This window comes from Exiguobacterium sp. E4787, from assembly GCF_018618375.1.
GTDB lineage: Bacteria > Bacillota > Bacilli > Exiguobacteriales > Exiguobacteriaceae > Exiguobacterium > Exiguobacterium chiriqhucha.
Map to the genome: position 1 here is coordinate 420,867 of NZ_JACSLY010000001.1, position 19,279 is coordinate 440,145.

Genomic DNA, 19,279 nt, shown 5'->3' on the forward strand with positions numbered 1-19,279 from the left:
GCACCGCGCATAAGACGGTCACTCCCAACAACCATTGACTCGGCCAAGCCGTGTATCCGAGTCCGAAGACGACGGCTAAGCCAATCAATAACAATCCTGACTTCAACGTTTCCACTCTTCGAGCATCAATGCGAGCGTGCGTACCATGACCCCAGTCGGTCCTTTTGGTCCGAGATCGCTTGCCGCCGAACGTTCACTCGTCCCGGCGATATCGAGGTGGAGCCAAGGCGTGTCGCCGACAAACTCACCGACGAACGCGCCACCAAAGATCATATGCCCATAACGGCCCGGCGAGTTGTTCAAATCTGCGACTTCTGATTTCCGGACTTGTTTAATGAAGACGTCGAAGTATGGCATTTGCCAGACGAGTTCATTCGTCTCTCGGCTCGCAGCTTCTAAGGCGCCGTAGAGCGACGCATCGTTCGTCAGGCAACCAGTCACTTCTGTGCCGAGTGCGACGAGCACACCGCCCGTGAGCGTCGCCACATCGATGATGGCTTGTGGTTCATACGTCTTGGCAAACGTGACTGCGTCGGCGAGGACGAGACGACCTTCTGCGTCGGTATTGAGCACTTCAATCGTCTTCCCGCTCATCGCCGTGATGACATCATCCGGTTTGAACGCGTCCCCTGAGATCATGTTGTCCGTCGATGGGATGACGCCGATGACGTTCACGTTCGGTTTCGTCGTCGCAAGCGTCTCGAATAGGCCGAGCACGGTCGCCGCGCCCCCCATGTCGCCTTTCATACCGACGATGCCGTCTTTCGGCTTGATTGAGTAACCACCCGTATCAAACGTGATTCCTTTTCCGACGACGGCGACGGGCGCTGCATCGCCTGCACCGTGGTATTCGAGGACAATCAATTTCGGCGGGATGGTCGACCCTTGATTGACGGCGAGCAGTGCACCCATCCCGAGCGCCTCCATCTCTTCCTTCTCCAAGATGCGATGGCTGAATCCATGACGTTCGGCCAATTCGACCGCATAGTCCGCGAGTGTTTCCGACGTCAAAATATTGGCCGGCATCATCGTGAGCGTCCGTGCGACATTGACACCGCGTCCGTAAGCGGCACCCGTCAACGCCTCTTCCTCTACACCAGCACCGAGCAACGTGATCGTCACGTCTGACTTCGCCGGCTTCGGTTCAGATTTGTATGTAGGGTGCTCATATGTCGCCATCTCATACGCTTCGGCAAACAGTTTCGCCGTGTTCGGTCCGAACGCGTCGAGCGCGACCGCGACGTTTGTGAAGGCGCGTGCTTTAATTTGTTTCGCGACTTTCCCGAACCAATTGCGCACGTTCTCAGGCGTATTCTCGTTGCGTTGTCCAAGACCGACGAATAGGATGCGTTTGACCGTTCCTTCGAACGTCGGGACGATGGACAGTTCCCCTGTTTTCGTCGAGATGTCCGACGTTTGGATGAGCGACTTGACGCGCCCGTTAAACAACGTATCGAGGCCTTCGTCAATCGTGTCGGCCGCACCGATTCCGACGACGATCGTGTCGTATGAACCGTTCCAATCTAAATCCTTCACTTGATACATGTTTGCCACTTCCCTTCTTTATATATGGTTAGCATAACGAACTTCGGCGAAATAATGAAACAGTATGCGTAAGAGTCATGAATTCTTCGAATTCAGGCGTTAACTCCTCGTTGTGACGATGATTTATTTTATGATAGGATAAGAAAGTACGCAATCAGGCATCCCTCACTGTTGAGGCGAGGCCATTTTGTTCGGTCGAGGCTTCCCCTAGTAGTAGACCGTTGCTACTTTAATCTTCCAGGTTTTCGTTAGTTCCTTTTTCATTTCGGGTAAGAACTAACGAGATAACATTGGAAACCACTATTTCTTTGAAGAGAGGGACTACGCTTATGTTACACATTAAAGGTATTGGCGCATCTGCAGGAATCGCAGTTGCGAAAGCATTCGTCATGGAGACACCTTCATTCGACATCCCGACAAACAAAATCGAGGACATAGCAGCTGAGAAAGCCCGTTTCCAAGCGGCCATCGCTCAGTCAAAAACAGAACTCGAAGAAATCCGTCAAATCACGCTTCGTGAGCTCGGTGAAGACAAGGCTGAGATTTTCTCGGCTCACTTGCTCATCGTCGAGGATCCTGAGATTGTCTCACAAGTGAACGACAAAATTGAAAGCGAACACATGAACGCTGCGAAGGCTCTCGATGAAGTCGCTCAAATGATGGTCATGATCTTTGAATCGATGGATAACGAGTACATGCGTGAGCGCGCAGCAGACGTTCGTGACGTCACGAAACGTGTCATGGCGCACATTCTCGGTGTCACGTTCATGACGCCAGCCTCAATCTCAGAAGAAGTCATCATCATCGCTGAAGATTTGACGCCGTCTGATACAGCTCAGCTCAACCGTAAGTACGTCAAAGGATTCGCGACAAACATCGGTGGACGTACGTCTCACTCGGCAATCATGTCTCGTTCACTCGAGATCCCTGCCGTCGTCGGTACAAAAGTAGCACTTGAAGAAATCAAAAATGGCGATCTCGTCGTCATCGACGGGACAGAGGGCGACGTGTTCGTCAACCCGTCTGAAGAACTCGTCAACGAATATAACGAAAAACGCGCTGCATTCGAAGCGTATAAAGAAGAGTTGAAACAACTCGTCAACGAAGAGTCGATCACAGCCGACGGCCACAAGGTCAAACTTGCAGCGAACATCGGTACACCGAACGACCTCGAAGGCGTATTGAAAAACGGCGCTGACGCCATCGGTCTTTACCGGACTGAGTTCCTCTACATGGACTCGGAAACGTTCCCGACGGAAGAAGAGCAGTATACAGCTTATAAAGCAGTCATCGAAGGTATGGACGGCAAACAAGTCGTCATCCGTACGCTCGATATCGGTGGAGATAAAGAATTGTCTTACCTCGACCTTCCAAAAGAGATGAACCCGTTCCTCGGCTATCGTGCGATTCGCCTTTGCCTCGAAGAGACGGACTTGTTCCGCACACAGCTTCGCGCGCTTCTCCGTGCCTCAGCGCACGGTGACCTCGCCATCATGTTCCCAATGATCGCGACGCTTGAAGAGTTCCGTGCTGCGAAAGCCATCTTGCTTGAAGAAGAAGCGAAGTTGAAGACAGAAGGAATTGCTGTCGGTAACTACGAAACTGGGATGATGGTCGAGATTCCATCGACTGCCGTCATGGCGAAGCAATTCGCGAAAGAAGTCGACTTCTTCTCAGTCGGCACGAACGACTTGATTCAATACACGATGGCAGCGGACCGCATGAACGAGAAAGTCTCGTACTTGTACCAACCGTTCAACCCGGCCATCTTGAACTTGCTCCACAACGTCATCACAGAAGCACACAAAGCCGGTAAATGGGTCGGTATGTGTGGAGAGATGGCTGGAGAAGAGCTTGCGATTCCAATCCTGCTCGGACTCGGTCTTGACGAATTCTCGATGTCGGCTTCAAGCGTCCTTCGCGCACGTAGCCTCGTGAAGCGTTTGACGAAGTCGGAAACAGAAGCAATCGTCAACGACGTCCTCAACATGGATACAGCTGAAGAAGTCGTGAACTTCCTCAGTGAAAAATTCGATATTAAGAAGTAACACAAAAAAAGAAGTTCTCGCGGTTGCGAGAGCTTCTTTTTTGTTTACTCGGCTCCTTTGTCATCCGTTCTGAAGTCGAGCGCTTCCCCGGCGACGACCGTCTCTCCGAATGGTACGACGACGATTTTGCCGTCTCCGTTCGTCCAGATGATCGGCGTGATGAGCGATGGGACTTTGTCACGAATCAAGTTGAGGTCGACATCGAGCAAGACGTCCCCTGCTTCGACCCGGTCGCCTTCTTTCACTTTGGCGACGAAGCCCTCCCCTTTCAGGTTGACCGTGTCGAGTCCGACGTGGATGAGAATCTCTCGTCCGTCGTCCGCGAGTAGGCCGATTGCATGTTTCGTCGGGAAGAACGTGGTGATTTGACCGGTGACCGGCGCAACGACTTGTCCCGAGCTCGGCTCGATGGCAAATCCTTCACCCATCATCCGGCCCGAGAAGACTTGGTCCGGCACATCGTCAAGCGATAAGATGACACCCGACATCGGGGCAAGGAATCGATGGTCGGCATGTTCAGCCGCTTCCGGTGTGATGACAGCTTTTTCTTTCGGTTTATATTCGCCGCCTTCGATGATGGCCGCGATTTGCGATTTGAGCGTATCCGATTTCGGACCGAAGATGGCTTGAATGTTATCCCCGACCTCGAGTACTCCGGCCGCCCCTAAATCTTTCAGCAAGTCTTTATCCACTTGTTTGACATCGTTCACGGTGACGCGCAGTCGTGTGATACAAGCATCGAGGTGCTTAATGTTCTCCGGTCCTCCGAGACCGACAAGCACTTCATGCGGTAAGTCATCTCCGACAGCGCCGCGGGCGCCTTTGCCTTCGGCGACGGTTTCACGTCCCGGCACTTTCAAGTCGAACTTCGTGATCGCAAAACGGAACCCGAAGTAATAGATGACCGCGAAGACGAGACCGACTGGAATGACGAGCCACCAGGCTGTCCGGTTCGGTAACACCCCGAACAAGAGATAGTCGATGAGTCCGCCTGAGAACGTCATCCCGATTTTAACGTTGAGCAAGTGCATGGTCATAAAGGAAAGTCCAGCGAAGACGGCATGAATACCAAAGAGTAGAGGTGCAACGAAGACGAACGAGAATTCGACCGGCTCGGTGATTCCCGTCAAGAATGAAGTGAGGGCTGCTGAGAAGTAAAGTCCTTCGACGTCTTTGCGACGTTCTTTCGGGACGGTATGGAACATGGCGAGACAAGCGGCGGGTAATCCGAACATCATGAATGGGAATTTACCGGTCATATACGTACCCGCTGTAAATTCGACCCCGTCACGAAGTTGGGCGAAGAAAATTCGTTGGTCCCCTTGGACGAGATCTCCCGCTTGGTTCGTATATTCCCCGAACTGGAACCAAAACGGAGAGTACCAGATGTGATGCAGACCGAACGGAATCAAAGAACGTTCAACCAAACCGAAGACGAAGGCAGAAACGGCGACGTTCGCTTCAATGATCGTGCTCGAGAACGTGTTGATGGCCGAACCGATTGGCGGCCAAATGTAGGCGAGCGCAATCCCGATCAGCAAACTGAACGCGGCGGTCGCGATTGGCACGAACCGTTTCCCTGCAAAGAACCCTAAGAAATCCGGCAACTTGATGTTGAAGTACTTGTTGTACGCGAATGCGGCAATCAAACCGGCGATGATACCCCCGAATACCCCCATTTGGAGCGTCGGAATCCCGAGTACCGTGGCATAGGCCGGGTCTCCCTGGGCTATTTCCGCGGTAATACCGTTCCACGTGCTGATAACCTTGTTCATAATCAAATAACCAACGATAGCTGCTAACCCGGCAACACCGTCCCCGTTGGCTAGCCCGATGGCGACACCGACGGCGAACAGAAGACCTAGATTGGCAAACACGATATCCCCGGCATCTGTCATGACTTGCCAGACGAGGACGAGTGAATCGTTTGCCAAGAAAGGTAAGAGCGAAACGAGATCAGGGTTTTGGAACGCGGTACCAAATGCGAGTAATAGACCGGCTGCCGGTAGAATCGCAACCGGAAGCATGAGTGCCTTCCCGATTCGCTGCAAAACACCAAACACTTTCTTCCACATCATGGTTCCCTCCTTTTGTCAGAATACTTACTTTTCCCCATCTGCCAGTAGGCTGAAACCGTTTCACCCATACAAAAAAAGCCAACCCATAACGGATTGGCTTATAGCTTCAATTAGTTAGCTTTCTTTTCGTTACCAGAAGCGATGACCGCTTGCATTTCTGATTTCAAAGCATCCGAACGTGGTCCGAAGATGGCTTGAATGTTGTTACCGACTTCAAGGACACCAGCTGCCCCAAGGCGTTTCAACTCTTCTTTGTTGACTTGGCTCTTATCTTTTACTTCGACGCGGAGACGTGTGATACATGCGTCAAGGTGTTTAATGTTTTGTGAACCACCGAAACCAACGAGGATATCTTGTGCAAGTTCCGAACCTGTAGCAGTTGATTGCTCAACGACTTCATCTTCACGGCCCGGTGTTTTAAGGTTGAACTTACGGATAACGAAGCGGAATCCGAAGTAGTAAACGACTGCGAACACGAGACCGACTGGAATGACGAGCCACCAGTCTGTACGGTTAGGAAGTACACCGAAGAGAAGGTAGTCGATCAAACCGCCCGAGAACGTCATCCCGATTTTGACGTTCAAGATGTGCATGACCATGAATGAAAGGCCCGCGAAGACTGCGTGTACTGCGAACAAGAGTGGAGCAACGAACAAGAATGAGAACTCGATCGGCTCAGTGATACCAGTCAAGAACGATGTAAGTGCTGCCGATGCCAAGAGACCACCGACGACTGCTTTACGTTCAGGACGTGCTTCGTGGTACATTGCGAGTGCTGCTGCTGGAAGACCGAACATCATGAACGGGTACTTACCAGTCATGAACGTACCGGCTGTGAGCTCAGCGCCATCACGAATTTGTGCGAAGAAGATGGCTTGGTCACCACGAACGATGTTACCCGCTGCATCCGTGTACGAGCCGAACTCGAACCAGAATGGTGAGTAGAAGATGTGGTGAAGACCGAATGGAATCAATGAACGTTCGATCAAACCGAAGATGAATGCCGCGAACGTGCGGTTTTCAGTCAACATGAAGTTTGAGAACGTGTTCAAGCCGTGCTGAACTGGTGGCCAGATGAGAAGCATGACGAAACCAGCGACAACTGCCAATACTGCAGTAACAATCGGGACGAAACGCTTACCAGCGAAGAAGCCAAGGAATTGCGGCAACTCGATGTTGAAGTACTTATTATATGCCCAGGCGGCTATCAGACCGACGATGATCCCCCCGAATACCCCAGTTTGGAGCGTTGGAATCCCGAGTACTGATGCGTAAGCCGGATCACCTTGTGCGATGATTTCAGGTGTGAGTTCGAGCCAAACACCCATAACTTTGTTCATGATGAGGAATCCGACGATGGCTGCGAGTCCGGCAACGCCGTCCCCTGCTAAACCGATCGCGACACCGACTGCGAATAAGAGTGCTAAGTTCGAGAAGATAATGCCACCCGCTTGCTCCATGAGCTGAGCGAATTTCACAACGCCTTCGTTCGTTAACCAACCAGCGCGTGATGTAAGGGCCGGGTTTTGCATCGCGTTACCGAATGCAAGAAGAAGACCGGCTGCCGGCAAAATCGCAACAGGAAGCATAAGTGCTTTACCGACTTTTTGAAGAACACCAAAGATCTGCTTAAACATGATAAATCCTCCTTTTTGTGATTGTTTCGTGTGGAAAGACGACTGTAGATGTCAGACAACCGACGTATCTAAACGTTTTCATAATAAACGTTTATAAAAACAGAAACAGGCATGAATAAGGTATAGAACGTAGACCTCTCCTAATAGAGAAATCGTTGCGTTCCACTCCTTACTCATGCCTGATCGAATCAGTAACACGTAAGATACGTGGTATCAGTTATCTACTTGTTAGGCGCTGGAGATGCATCGTCAAATATGTCGCTTCACCTCGCGGGACCGGACGCTTTAATTCGCGTTCCATGATGCCCATCAGCTCCCAAGCAGTACTATAGCATAGCGGATATTCTTCGCGCAATACCTTTTCAATTTTTTGTGGGGCCTCCACCATCTCACCCGTCGCAACCCGCTCAACGGCGTACCTTAAGTGCCGAAGTAAGCGCTTATAATCGAGTGAACTCCGGTCCATTTTGACGTTCAAACGACTCTCAATCGTCTGAACGATCTGCCCGATAATTTGGTTGTGTCGATTGACCTCGAGGACGTTTTTGAACGTCGTCGCCGAATGAATGTGGAGCGCGATGAAACCGATTTCCGCGTCCGGCAATAACACGTCAAGCCGCTCGTGAATCATATCGACGATACGTTCGGCGAGCGCGTACTCGTTCGGATAGAGCGATTCGGTCTCAAGCAAGAACGGATTCGTGACTTCCATCCCTTGTTCAATCCGCTTCATCGTGAAGAACAAGTGGTCAGTCAAACCGATATGAATATGTTGATCGACTTTTTTGCCCGTATTGTTCTCGATAAACCCGACGATTTCTTGCATGAAGGCAATAAAGTCTTCATCGACGTGTTTGACGAGCTCACGGTATTGTGATTGCTCTTCTTTATCTGTCAGTTGATACACTTTCTCCGGGACACTGGCCGGGTCGACGAGATCGCCCGCTTTCTTGCCGAAGCCAATCCCTTTCCCGAGTAGAATGACTTCCGGTTCCGGATCATGTTGGCAAATGACAACGCTATTATTCAACACTTTCTTGATCGTATACATCGGTAATGTCATTCTCATCGCATCCCTTACTAATTAAATCGTTATCTTATCTAGTATATCGGTTCGCCTTCTAAAAAAGTAGGCAGAAAACAAAAAAGACGAACATTTCTGCCGTCTTTAAAACATTGAGTAACCACTCTTACGCAAGTAGCGGATCGTGACGCCGGCCAAAATCGCACCGAGCAGTCCGAAACCAAGCATGAACACATCCAAAAACTGAAGTCCGAGCACCCGTTCGTAAACGTTGGCGAGCGCGGTCGATGTCTCCGTGATGTAACTCGAGAGCTTGACGTTATCAATCATCATAATGACGAAAATCGGATAGATGAACACGAGCGTCCATGTTTTTTTAAGTAGCATGTTCAAAATGAAGCCGATGCTGAAGAAGATGACCAAATAAAGAATCGCCCCAATGACAGCCTGGATGATATGCATGCGATTGCCCCCTTTTCCCGTTGTCTATTATACCGAATCGTCTGCGCTTAGGTCAAAGGTGAACCGCACCCTACCGACAATAAAAAAGTGACCCGCTCCTAGGAGCGGGCCACTCAGATATATGGCTTAGAATTTACCTTTTTTGAGGACGAGACCGTACTTCTTCAATTCGAGGAAGTGTTTGTTGTCGATCACTTTCTTCATGAATGAAGCGTTGCGACCGAAGATCTTTTTGCCCATGACGATACCGATGCCGTCGTTATGGCCAAGTGATGCGACTGTCCCTTTGCTCTCATACGTGAACTTCGAAGTTGATTTCCCGTTGATGAGTGCTGCGATGTTTTTCGCCACGTTGTGCGCTTGTTGTGTCGCGATTTGGGCAGTCGGCGGGTATGGACGGTTTGAGACCGGATCCATGACAGCCGAGCAGTCACCGATGATGAAGACGTTGTCGTGACCAGGGGCACGGTTGTCCGCCTCGACCATGACACGGTTACGGACCGCTTCAAAACCAGACTTCTCAACGATCGGGCTACCGCTGACGCCACCTGTCCAGAGAATCGTGTTCGCTTCAATCGTCTCTGTCGTGTCACCTTGGAGTGGACCGAACGTGACGACACCAGGCTCAACGCCTTTGATGCCGTTTCCGAGTTTCATCTCGACGCCGTTTCGTTCGAGCCATTTCTGCGCATACGTCGTGAGTTCTGGGTCGAAACCAGGAAGTACAGTCGGAGCGGCTTCGATGTTCACGATGCGAACCGCTTCACGTGGCACGTCATACTGTTTGCAAAGCTCAGGCACACGGTTGACGAGCTCACCGAGGAACTCGATTCCTGTGAAGCCGGCGCCACCGACAACGATCGTCACGTACGAGCGGTCAGCTGAACCGTTCGTTTTATATTGAGCGAACGAGTACTCGATATGTTCTTTGATTTTACGGACGCTGTTGAGCGAGCTGATTGTCATCGCATGCTCTTTAAGGCCAGGGATACCGAATGTCTCCGGTACGCCGCCAAGCGCGAACACGACATAATCATATTCAACTGCTGAACCGTCTACGAGCAAGACTTGTTTTGCCGTAGTATCGACGCGATCGACGATCCCTTTGACAAATTTCACACGTGACGGGTTCACGACGTCGTTGATGTAGATGCGAGCTTGATCCGGTTTCATCGTTCCGGCCGCTGGCTCATGAAGCCACGTCGTCTGGTAATGGTAATCATGCTTGTTGATGAGCGTGATGTTCGCGTCGCCAGCTGAGAGCGTCTTCTGGAGGTTGACCGCTGTGATGAGTCCACCGAAACCTGCGCCAAGAATAACAATGTTAGGTCGTTTCATGTTCATTTCCACCTTGTTTTGATAGTTTTGTTTTCTTGAACAATCATGTTGTGTGTTTTTTCACATGAGTGTTCACAATAAAGCCCAAACCTTGTTCAACCAATGTTCACAATTGCTTCTCGTTCATTGTACGCTGTTTGTTTTGTTTTCTCAATGGAAAAGCATATCTTCTTGAAATTTTTTTGAATGTGTAGCATGTTTGTACAGAATGGATTTAATTCACGATTGTCACTATAATAGATGTATACGTTTTGAGGAGGAATTCGATGAAATCGACGAAAGATGTGATCATCATCGGTGGCGGCCCGGTCGGACTGTTCACCGCATTTTATGCAGGTATGCGCCAACTTGATACGGCGTTGATTGAAAGTTTGCCACAACTCGGCGGACAATTGTCGACATTGTATCCAGAAAAATATATTTACGACATCGCGGGCTTCCCGAAAGTGAAGGCCCAAGATTTGATTGACCAATTGAAAGCCCAGGCTGATCAGTTCGAACAAGACTACCGTCTCGGGGAGACCGTTGAAACGGTCGAGCGTCTTGAAGACGGCACGTTCCAGATTACGACGAATAAAGATGAGTACCATACGAAAGCCATCATCATCACAGCTGGGAACGGGGCATTCGCCGCACGACCGCTCGGCCTCGATGGTTGCGAAGACTATGCGAACCTTCATTACTTCGTCGACAACATGGAGAAGTTCCGTGACCGTCGCGTCATGATCGCCGGTGGCGGCGACTCTGCCGTCGACTGGGCACTCATGCTCGAAGGCATCGCCAAAGAAGTCCATATCGTCCATCGCCGTGACCGCTTCCGGGCCCACGAGCATACGGTCGAACAGATGAAAGCTTCGACGATTAACGTCTGGACGCCATATAACATCGAATCACTCTCAGGTGAGACGCACATCGAGTCGGTCGAATTGACGGACAAAGACGGCGAATCGAAATTCGTCGAGATCGATGACCTCATCTGTAACTACGGTTTCGTCTCGTCACTCGGCCCAATCAAAAACTGGGGCATGGAGTTCGAGAAGAACACAATCTGCGTCGACTCACGCATGGAGACGACGGTCGCCGGCATCTTCGCTTGCGGTGACATCGCCACGTATGAAGGAAAAGTGAAATTGATTGCGACCGGCTTCGGAGAAGCCCCAATCGCCATCAACCAAGTGAAGCAGCTCGTCGACCCGACAGCGCGTCACCCGCAACACTCAACTTCGGTATTTGCCGGGAAATAAAGATATGGCCCTCATCATCGCGATGAGGGCCATTTTCATTTACGGATGGTTTGGAGGATGACCCGATCGAGCCAGTCATCGAGTTGGGTAAAGACGAAGCCGGCCTTTTTCGCCTCGGCAATCGACATGTAATAGTCGACGTCCGTATCATATGGCGACGACTCGCCGTCTTTGATGATTTGGACCGGTTTATTTAAATGATGGCCAATCCGCTCCATGAGTGCACCGAGTGAGATGATGCCCTCACTCGCCGCATTGAACGGACCGGTCACATTGGCCCGACCGACCCACTCTAAAAACGACGCCGCCTCAAAACTTGAGATAAAGCCCATCTTTGCTTCGGGATGATGCAGGACGATCGGCTCTTCTCGACGGACGGCATCGATATAAAACTTGAGACGATCCGTATAGTCGTCTGGACCTAAGACGATCGGCAGACGGACGGTCGCGACCGGGAACGAGGCGCGGTGAAAGAAGTAGGACTCGGCTTCTCGTTTACCTTGTCCATAGTCGTGATCGGACTCGAGATGATAGTCATGATGAAGCGGATTGAAGTCACTTTCTTTCAAATCGGCGCCAGGTGCATAGACCGACATCGTCGACGTGAGCACATATTTGCCAACTTGATCCATGAACGCGTCCGATGCGATTTTCGCCTGATATGGATTGAAACAAATATTGTCATAGACGAGGTCGTAACGGTCGCGCGATAAATCTTTCATCGTCGCCACCGACTGTCGGTCCCCTTTGATGGAACGAATGCCTTCCGCCTCTGGCACTTGGAGCTGTCCACGCGTCACAATCGTCACATCATCACCGGTCTCCGCCAAGCGAAGCGCCAACCGCTTTCCAAAATAGCGTGACCCACCGAATATCAATACTTTTCTCATCGTCCCTACCCCTCCTACATAAAAATGACATCTCTTTTCATTTTCCCTTGGTTCCTCTCGACTAATCTTCCACATCCTTGAATTTTTTTGTTATTCTTATATATATGATAGAAGAAAGAGGCGAGACCCATGCATCAAATCATGTTAGAAAAAGGATGGACGTGTGAGTTACCGAAACAATACGCCATCTACCAAAGCTTATCCGATTTCAGCCGCTACTCAGTGCTTGACCAAGAGGAAGAGAGCGTCTGTTCGTTCCAAATCACGACCGACACATGCAAAATCACGGCGTTCCGCCCTTGGCAACATCACATCGAATTGAATGCGACATCCAAAGTGATTCGCTTGATTTTGATGGAAGAAACCGACTGAATCGAAAAAGGCCAATCGTCCACACGATTGGCCTTTCGTTTAGCAATCTCCAGGTGTCCCGGCGTTCGACGCCGTCCGGAAACTCGAACCACATCCACACGTGGCGATGGCGTTCGGATTTTTAATCGTGAACCCGCCTCCGAGCATCGACTGCTTATAGTCGATTTCGAGCCCGTCGACGACCCCATGGTCGGCTTCGGCGACGATGACGCGGACGCCGTGATGGTCGAATTGGATATCTCGATCCGTTTTATCTTCATCGAATCCCATTCCGTACGAGAGACCGGTGCAGCCTCCGCCTTGGACCTTGATGCGCAAGTACTGATTCTCGGGGTGTTCTGTCTGTTTCATCATATCGATGACTTGTAATGCAGCTGACTCTGTCAAATGAATCATCTGAACTCCTCCTTCATTATCTTAACTTCAAGTCAACTGACTTGAGATTTTGTGAAATATCTTGTATAACTAAACTGTAACAAAAAAAATTAAATCGTTCCATCTTCGGGGCAGGGTGAAATTCCCGACCGGCGGTATTGAAGACATGATCTTCTCAGCCCGTGAGCGAGCAAGGCGTTGCTTGCTGATTTCGTGAGATTCGAAAGCCGACAGTAAAGTCTGGATGGGAGAAGATGGCGGCATCCGACCGATATCCGGATGTTTTCTTTGACGTGGTCTCTTCCGCGACGGAAAACATCTATTTCGTATGCGCGTAACCTCTCCCGATTGTATGATGCAATCGGGATTTTTTATGCGACGGGTGCCATTCATCAAGGAGCGACAAAAGGAGAGATTTTGATGAAAACAACGCGCAACAAACGATTGACAACACTGGTGACGCTATCGATGCTCGGGGCCATTTCTTTTGTCCTCATGCTCTTTAACTTCCCGCTGCCTTTCCTACCACCATTTCTAAAAGTGGACTTTAGTGACATTCCCGCGCTCGTCGCCGGGATCATCTTCTCCCCACTCGCAGGCGTCGTGGTCGTCGCTCTAAAAAACGTCCTCTACTATGTCTTTAACGGTGGCGGCGTTCCGGTCGGTGAAGTCGCAAACTTCTTTGCAGGAGTCGCCTTCATGTATCCGGTCGCATGGTTCTACCATAAACGTAAAACGAATAAAGCGCTCGCTTCAGGTCTCGTGGCCGGTACGATCACGATGGCACTCAGCTTGGCGATTTTGAACTATTTACTCATCTTACCAGCCTACGCGTTCTTCTTCGGCATGACCGAGATGGCGCAACCGGCAGTTAAAACGGACCTCGTCCTCTACGGCATCTTGCCGTTCAACCTCATCAAAGCGTTGTTGATTAGCGCCTTGTTCGTCCCCCTCTTCCTCAAATTGAAGCCGTGGATCGAACGCCAGCGGATGCAACTCCAGGCTTAATGCGAAAAGCACCTAGAAATAGGTGCTTTTTTGTATGGTTGCGTTATGCTTGAGGAAGAATAGGAGGGAATCACTTGAAAACGATTGAAGAGGTCACTCACTTTTTAGAGAATGATTCGGAATTGAGGGGTCTCTTGAAAGACGTCGCTTCCCTCGAGCTACCCGACTGGTGGATCTGTGCCGGATACGTGCGGGCGAAGATATGGGATGACATGCATGGCTATCCAACACCAACGCCGACCGAGGACGTCGATGTCATCTACTTTGACCGGTCTCAAATTGACGAGGCGATTGAAAAAGAATATGAGGCACAATTACACGTCCTGTCCCCGACCGTCCCGTGGTCGGTCAAAAATCAAGCGCGGATGCATCTGGTTAATCAATTGCCGCCCTATCAGTCGGCGATCGACGCCTTGGCCCATTTCCCCGAGACCGTCACCGCCATCGGGGTCAGCCTCGATGCGAACGACCGCTTGATCGTGGCCGCGCCTTACGGTGTTGATGACATCATCGAATTGAGGCTGCGACCGACCCCAGCATTTGCAGACGGATCCCCGCATCACCACATTTATCAAGCGCGGATCCAAAATAAGAATTGGCAAGCCATTTGGCCGAAACTTCAAGAAGTGGACGTGACTCGTCACGGACTGTAGAACCCGACCGCCGATACGGTCGGGTTTTGCTGTGCGTTCATAAACGTCTTCACAAAAAAGAGTGACCACCGAAGTGATCACTCTGGGTATATCGGATTTGATTAGAGAAGCAGACCAGCAAGCGTGGCTGACATCAAGTTGGCAAGCGTACCTGCGAGAATCGCGAGGACACCCATACGTGCGATGTCGTTCCGACGGTTCGGTGCCATTCCACCGAGACCACCGAGAAGGATTGCAAGTGACGAGATGTTGGCGAATCCACAAAGTGCGAAGGCGATCATCGCTTCCGTACGTGCTGAAAGTTCACCAGTACCGATGATTGGTGCGAATTCAGAGAAGGCAACGAATTCGTTCAAGACGAGTTTTTGACCGAGGAAGCTACCGAACTGAACCGCATCAGCCCACGGTACACCGATGATAAACGCGAGTGGTGCAAACACGTAACCAAGAATCAATTCAAGTGAGAGGCTCTCAAATCCGACCAAGCCGCCGATTCCACCAAGAATCAAGTTGACGAGCGCAATCAATGAAACGAAGGCGAGAAGCATCGCACCGACGTTCAAGGCGAGGAAGAGACCGTCAGACGCACCGCGAGCGGCTGCATCGACGAAGTTCGCTGCTTTGTCCTCTTCATCTTCAGCGATTTCGATGTCATCATTGTACTCTTCTGTTTCAGGAACGATGATTTTGGCGAACAAGAGACCAGCAGGTGCAGCCATGAAGCTCGCTGCGAGCAAGTACTCGAGCGGTACACCAAGGGCAGCGTATCCAGCGAGAACCGAACCGGCAACCGACGCGAGTCCCCCGACCATGACGGCGAAGAGCTCCGATTGTGTCATCGTTGGAAGGTAAGGCTTGATGACAAGCGGTGCTTCCGTTTGACCGACGAAGATGTTTGCCGTCGCTGAGAGCGACTCTTTACGTGATGTGCCGAGAGCTTTCGCAAGGGCTGTACCGAGAATTCGGATGACCCATTGCATGACACCGAGGTAGTAAAGCAAAGCGATTAAAGAAGACATAAAAATGATAATCGGCAACACTTGGAATGCGAAGACGAAGTTGTCCCCTCCTACAGCTGTACCGAAAACGAAGGCGATTCCGTCATTTGCTGTGTTCAAGACGTTCTGAACGCCTCCTGAGATCCATTCTAACGCGCTACGTCCTGCTGATGTGAAGAGGACGAGGAAAGCGAACGTAAACTGTACCGCGAAAGCGGCAAGAACGGTACGCCATTTGATGGCTTTACGGTTGGTTGAGAAGATGTAAGCGATTCCAATTAGTGCCAAAATACCAACCACGCTCATGATATTCATTGGTGTTGTGCTCCTTTCATATTGGGGAAACCTGATATTGTGATATACCCGAATCGAGATATGTCCTACCGTTTGAAACGCTTTCTTTTTATGTTGTTAAACGTCAGACAACCTACATTCGAACCTCTTTGAATATAACAGACCCTTTTTAAAAATGCAACGGGTCAAAACAGTCAAAATAAAAAAAGTTTGAAGTTGCTTCAAACTTTTTCACCAAGCCATTTCTTCAATTTTTTCATATACGTTCGTCACGAGTTGCTCTGGCGTATCTCCCGTCACGACCTCGCCATCGACTAGGCAAAACAAGTCGAGCGAACAGACGCCACAGTAGCCTGTACAGCCGTATTCAACGACATCCAGGTCTGGATCGGACTCTAGTTTGGCCCGGGCGATTTGCGAGCCCATCGCCAAATTGGAGGCACAGAACTCAATGATCGGATTCATCATGTCATTCACCCTTCCCCTTTCCCTCAAAACAGGAAAATGGTTCTTCTACGGCGTATTATAACATGATACAGTTGAAGTGTAACAAAGGGGGATTTTTATGCGCAAATTAGTCGTCTTGGGAGGCGGTTACGGGGGTATGCGTGTAATCGAACGCGTCCTCGGCCATCAGCTGAAGGATGTATCGATCACACTCATCGATCGTCTACCTTACCATGGGTTAAAAACAGAGTATTATGCACTTGCGGCGGGGACCGTATCGGATCGCGATATCCGTATCGATTTTCCAGAAGAGATCGATTACATATACGGTCAAGTCACCGATATCGACGCAGGCGACAAGATGGTTCTGCTCGCGAGCGGTGAAAAAGTACCGTATGACGACCTCGTCATCGGACTCGGTTGCGAGGACAAGTATCACAATGTGCCTGGTGCAGCCGAGTTCACGTACAGCATCCAAACGTTAGAAGAATCACGTAAGACCCAACAAGCCATCAACGGTCTGTCACCCGGTTCAATCGTCTCAATCGTCGGCGCTGGATTATCGGGTGTCGAACTCGCCAGCGAGCTACGCGAGAGCCGTCCCGATTTGACGGTCCGTTTGTTCGACCGTGGCCCATCGGTCTTATCGTTCCTATCGAGCCGTGTCTCGATGTATGTCCAGTCTTGGTTCGAAGAGCACGGCGTCGAGGTCATCAACCAGTCGAATATCGTCCGGGTCGACGCCGACGGCCTATGGAATCACGAGCAACACTTCCCGTCTGATTTGACGGTTTGGACGGCTGGGATTCAACCGGTCGCCGTCGTCCGAAATCAAGGATGGGAACTCGATGGCGGCGGGCGCGTCAAATTGACACCGCACCATTACGTCCCGGAACAGCCGGACATCTTCGTCGTCGGAGACAACGCCAGCCTTCCGTATGCACCTTCCGGTCAACTTGCGGAAGCGCAAGCGGAACAGATCGTCCAAGTGTTGCTCTGTAAATGGAAAGGCGTCAGTTATCCGGATTTACCGGATATCAAACTTCGAGGAACGCTCGGCTCGCTCGGGAAGAAGGCCGGCTTCGGCGTCTTCATGGGCAAACAGTCGCTCACCGGCAAAGTCGCTCGGCTACTCAAGTCCGGAATTCTTTGGAAACATAAAGTCATTAAATAACATGAACGGGTCGACCTTTACGGTCACCCGTTTTTTTGTGTAACGTGTTCGATTTGGCGTTCTGCCGCCATCTCCTTGAGTCAAAAGTCTTGTATCTGAATCCCCTGTATCCTTATCTAAATATTCAGATTTTTAATTCCATTGACATATTCTACCCGATGGGAAAACTTGTTACTCTATGGGCACGGCAGTTCGACATCGCGTCACCTCGCCTACATAACCCGAAGGAGGAAACAAGTTGAAAAAAGTTTGCAGCACTGTCCTCGCCTCACTGCTCGTCTTGTCAACCGTTCCAGGAGGCGCAGAAGCCGCCCCGAACAAAGAGAAAGAACGTGTCATCGTCGTCTTCAAGGAATCGGCGAAGAACATCCCGCTCTCGATTGAAGGCATGGAAGTTCGCCAACAGTACAAAAACCTTCCGGCCGCAGCGCTCGAAGTACCGAAGGCTGCCTTGAATGGCTTGAAGAACAACCCGAACGTCGCCCACGTGGAAGTCGATCAAACGGTACAAATCGAAAATCAGACGCAAGACTGGGGCATTCCGAAGTTGAAAGCTCCATCAGCTTGGCAGAGTGGCTACACCGGGAAAGGCGTGAAAGTATCGGTCGTTGATACCGGAATCTCGCCGCACCCTGATTTGACGATTTCTGGTGGTGCCTCGTTCAGTACAGTCACGAGCTCATACGCGGATGACAACGGTCACGGTACGCACGTCGCCGGGATTATCGGTGCCCGCAACAACAGCATCGGAACGGTCGGGATTGCCCATGAGGCGAGCATCTATGCCGTTAAAGCACTCGAAGCCGACGGTAGTGGTAGCCTCTCGAGTATCATCGCCGGGATTGACTGGTCGATCACGAACGATATGGACGTCATCAACTTGAGTCTCGGGACGACAAGTCCATCGACGACGCTCCAACAGGTCGTCGATCGCGCCAATAACGCGGGTATCCTTGTCGTCGCGGCAGCCGGTAACAACGGACGCTCTGACGGTACAGGCGACCTCGTCAACTACCCGGCCCGTTACAGCTCGGCCATCGCCGTCGCGGCGACGGACATCAACAATAACCGCGCCTCGTTCTCGGCGACAGGTAGTACGGTCGAAGTCGCGGCACCAGGTGTGAGCATCAACTCGACACTCGCGAACGGCGGCTACGGTCAAATGAGCGGGACATCGATGGCGACACCTTACGTCGCCGGTAACCTCGCACTCATGAAGCAAGCGTTCCCGACGTTGTCGAGCTCGCAACTCCGCACGAAACTATCACAAGATTCAATCGACCTCGGAACGGCCGGACGTGACACATGGTTCGGGAACGGACTCGTGCAAGCACCGACGGCTGGCGGCACGACGCAACCGGTCCAAGCGCTCACGACGACAGTATCGACATCGAAATCAACTTACTACGCTGGTGAAGTCGTCTCCATCTCTTCAACAGTCCGGAATTCGAACGGCCAAGCGGTCGCGAACGCCGACGTCCGTGTGACGGTCACACAGCCAAACGGCGCGACGCTCACAGGAACAGGCAAGACAAGTTCAACGGGCGCCATCACGTTCACGCTCTCAACAACCTCTTCGTCACAACGTGGGACGTATCAAGTGAAATCTGATGCGACGCTCACGGGTTACACGTCAGGTTCGGCGACGTCGTCGTTCCGTCTTCTATAACGCAAAAGAGTCGAACGACAATC

Annotated in this window: 15 protein-coding genes, 2 pseudogenes and 1 riboswitch; of the genes and pseudogenes, 7 read left to right on the forward strand and 10 right to left on the reverse strand. The window is 51.0% G+C overall.

Annotation, left to right across the window (positions count from 1 at the left end; all coding sequences use genetic code 11):
* Window positions 1-102: 102 nt before the first annotated feature.
* A complete protein-coding gene (locus KNP80_RS02170; RefSeq protein ID WP_214833496.1) occupies window positions 103-1,545 on the reverse strand; it encodes a leucyl aminopeptidase in 1,443 nt (480 codons plus the stop codon).
* A gap of 329 nt (window positions 1,546-1,874) precedes the next feature.
* Between KNP80_RS02170 and ptsP the strand changes: the two genes are divergently transcribed.
* Window positions 1,875-3,593: a phosphoenolpyruvate--protein phosphotransferase gene (gene ptsP, locus KNP80_RS02175; RefSeq protein ID WP_214833499.1), complete on the forward strand. Its 1,719-nt coding sequence runs from the start codon at window positions 1,875-1,877 to the stop codon at window positions 3,591-3,593.
* A gap of 137 nt (window positions 3,594-3,730) precedes the next feature.
* Here ptsP and ptsG (KNP80_RS02180) read toward each other — a convergent pair.
* The 5 genes and pseudogenes from ptsG (KNP80_RS02180) to KNP80_RS02200 form a co-directional block, all read right to left on the reverse strand.
* Window positions 3,731-5,668 (reverse strand): annotated as a pseudogene (gene ptsG / locus KNP80_RS02180) (glucose-specific PTS transporter subunit IIBC); the annotation flags it as partial.
* 140 nt (window positions 5,669-5,808) lie between these two features.
* Window positions 5,809-7,308: pseudogene (gene ptsG, locus KNP80_RS02185) on the reverse strand (glucose-specific PTS transporter subunit IIBC); the annotation flags it as partial.
* A 217-nt stretch (window positions 7,309-7,525) separates the two neighbouring features.
* A complete protein-coding gene (gene glcT, locus KNP80_RS02190) occupies window positions 7,526-8,371 on the reverse strand; it encodes a glucose PTS transporter transcription antiterminator GlcT (protein ID WP_021065527.1) in 846 nt (281 codons plus the stop codon).
* Window positions 8,372-8,476: 105 nt separating this feature from the next.
* On the reverse strand, window positions 8,477-8,794 hold the full coding sequence (locus KNP80_RS02195; RefSeq protein WP_021065526.1) for a YuiB family protein: 318 nt from the start codon (window positions 8,792-8,794) through the stop codon (window positions 8,477-8,479).
* A 126-nt stretch (window positions 8,795-8,920) separates the two neighbouring features.
* On the reverse strand, window positions 8,921-10,132 hold the full coding sequence (locus KNP80_RS02200; RefSeq protein WP_214717628.1) for an NAD(P)/FAD-dependent oxidoreductase: 1,212 nt from the start codon (window positions 10,130-10,132) through the stop codon (window positions 8,921-8,923).
* Window positions 10,133-10,398: 266 nt separating this feature from the next.
* On the opposite strand from KNP80_RS02200, the gene KNP80_RS02205 reads away from it, so the two are divergent.
* Window positions 10,399-11,376 carry an NAD(P)/FAD-dependent oxidoreductase gene (locus tag KNP80_RS02205; protein ID WP_214833505.1) on the forward strand — a complete coding sequence of 326 codons (978 nt, stop codon included), beginning with the start codon at window positions 10,399-10,401 and terminating at the stop codon, window positions 11,374-11,376.
* Window positions 11,377-11,411: 35 nt separating this feature from the next.
* Here the strand turns inward: KNP80_RS02205 and KNP80_RS02210 are convergent, their stop codons facing one another.
* On the reverse strand, window positions 11,412-12,266 hold the full coding sequence (locus tag KNP80_RS02210) for an NAD-dependent epimerase/dehydratase family protein (protein ID WP_214831953.1): 855 nt from the start codon (window positions 12,264-12,266) through the stop codon (window positions 11,412-11,414).
* A gap of 129 nt (window positions 12,267-12,395) precedes the next feature.
* Here KNP80_RS02210 and KNP80_RS02215 point away from each other — a divergent pair, with 129 nt between their 5' ends.
* Window positions 12,396-12,638 carry a hypothetical protein gene (locus KNP80_RS02215; RefSeq protein ID WP_214717630.1) on the forward strand — a complete coding sequence of 81 codons (243 nt, stop codon included), beginning with the start codon at window positions 12,396-12,398 and terminating at the stop codon, window positions 12,636-12,638.
* A gap of 39 nt (window positions 12,639-12,677) precedes the next feature.
* Here the strand turns inward: KNP80_RS02215 and KNP80_RS02220 are convergent, their stop codons facing one another.
* Complete coding sequence (locus tag KNP80_RS02220; RefSeq protein ID WP_021065521.1) at window positions 12,678-13,034, reverse strand: HesB/IscA family protein; 357 nt, start codon at window positions 13,032-13,034, stop codon at window positions 12,678-12,680.
* Window positions 13,035-13,131: 97 nt separating this feature from the next.
* Window positions 13,132-13,273, forward strand: a riboswitch (FMN riboswitch).
* A 160-nt stretch (window positions 13,274-13,433) separates the two neighbouring features.
* Here KNP80_RS02220 and KNP80_RS02225 point away from each other — a divergent pair.
* Together KNP80_RS02225 and KNP80_RS02230 are read left to right on the forward strand one after the other, a co-directional pair.
* A complete protein-coding gene (locus KNP80_RS02225) occupies window positions 13,434-14,021 on the forward strand; it encodes an ECF transporter S component (protein WP_214833508.1) in 588 nt (195 codons plus the stop codon).
* A gap of 74 nt (window positions 14,022-14,095) precedes the next feature.
* Window positions 14,096-14,674: a nucleotidyltransferase family protein gene (locus KNP80_RS02230; RefSeq protein WP_214833510.1), complete on the forward strand. Its 579-nt coding sequence runs from the start codon at window positions 14,096-14,098 to the stop codon at window positions 14,672-14,674.
* A 101-nt stretch (window positions 14,675-14,775) separates the two neighbouring features.
* Here the strand turns inward: KNP80_RS02230 and KNP80_RS02235 are convergent, their stop codons facing one another.
* Together KNP80_RS02235 and KNP80_RS02240 are read right to left on the reverse strand one after the other, a co-directional pair.
* Entirely contained in the window at window positions 14,776-15,987 is a 1,212-nt protein-coding gene (locus KNP80_RS02235) for a NupC/NupG family nucleoside CNT transporter (RefSeq protein WP_214831956.1), read from the reverse strand.
* Window positions 15,988-16,197: 210 nt separating this feature from the next.
* Window positions 16,198-16,434, reverse strand: a complete 237-nt coding sequence (locus KNP80_RS02240) for a YuzB family protein (RefSeq protein ID WP_021065517.1) — start codon at window positions 16,432-16,434, stop codon at window positions 16,198-16,200.
* 97 nt (window positions 16,435-16,531) lie between these two features.
* On the opposite strand from KNP80_RS02240, the gene KNP80_RS02245 reads away from it, so the two are divergent.
* Together KNP80_RS02245 and KNP80_RS02250 are read left to right on the forward strand one after the other, a co-directional pair.
* Window positions 16,532-17,587: an NAD(P)/FAD-dependent oxidoreductase gene (locus KNP80_RS02245; protein ID WP_021065516.1), complete on the forward strand. Its 1,056-nt coding sequence runs from the start codon at window positions 16,532-16,534 to the stop codon at window positions 17,585-17,587.
* Window positions 17,588-17,825: 238 nt separating this feature from the next.
* Window positions 17,826-19,256 (forward strand): S8 family serine peptidase, encoded by a 1,431-nt coding sequence (locus KNP80_RS02250; protein ID WP_214831958.1) that lies wholly within the window; start codon window positions 17,826-17,828, stop codon window positions 19,254-19,256.
* Window positions 19,257-19,279: the final 23 nt, after the last annotated feature.

Bases quoted from the DNA above. Each gene is read 5' to 3' on its own strand.
- KNP80_RS02170 (WP_214833496.1), bottom strand. From the start codon at position 1,545: ATGTATCAAGTGAAGGATTTAGATTGGAACGGTTCATACGACACGATC.
- ptsP (WP_214833499.1), top strand. From the start codon at position 1,875: ATGTTACACATTAAAGGTATTGGCGCATCTGCAGGAATCGCAGTTGCG.
- glcT (WP_021065527.1), bottom strand. From the start codon at position 8,371: ATGACATTACCGATGTATACGATCAAGAAAGTGTTGAATAATAGCGTT.
- KNP80_RS02195 (WP_021065526.1), bottom strand. From the start codon at position 8,794: ATGCATATCATCCAGGCTGTCATTGGGGCGATTCTTTATTTGGTCATC.
- KNP80_RS02200 (WP_214717628.1), bottom strand. From the start codon at position 10,132: ATGAAACGACCTAACATTGTTATTCTTGGCGCAGGTTTCGGTGGACTC.
- KNP80_RS02205 (WP_214833505.1), top strand. From the start codon at position 10,399: ATGAAATCGACGAAAGATGTGATCATCATCGGTGGCGGCCCGGTCGGA.
- KNP80_RS02210 (WP_214831953.1), bottom strand. From the start codon at position 12,266: ATGAGAAAAGTATTGATATTCGGTGGGTCACGCTATTTTGGAAAGCGG.
- KNP80_RS02215 (WP_214717630.1), top strand. From the start codon at position 12,396: ATGCATCAAATCATGTTAGAAAAAGGATGGACGTGTGAGTTACCGAAA.
- KNP80_RS02220 (WP_021065521.1), bottom strand. From the start codon at position 13,034: ATGATTCATTTGACAGAGTCAGCTGCATTACAAGTCATCGATATGATG.
- KNP80_RS02225 (WP_214833508.1), top strand. From the start codon at position 13,434: ATGAAAACAACGCGCAACAAACGATTGACAACACTGGTGACGCTATCG.
- KNP80_RS02235 (WP_214831956.1), bottom strand. From the start codon at position 15,987: ATGAATATCATGAGCGTGGTTGGTATTTTGGCACTAATTGGAATCGCT.
- KNP80_RS02240 (WP_021065517.1), bottom strand. From the start codon at position 16,434: ATGATGAATCCGATCATTGAGTTCTGTGCCTCCAATTTGGCGATGGGC.
- KNP80_RS02245 (WP_021065516.1), top strand. From the start codon at position 16,532: ATGCGCAAATTAGTCGTCTTGGGAGGCGGTTACGGGGGTATGCGTGTA.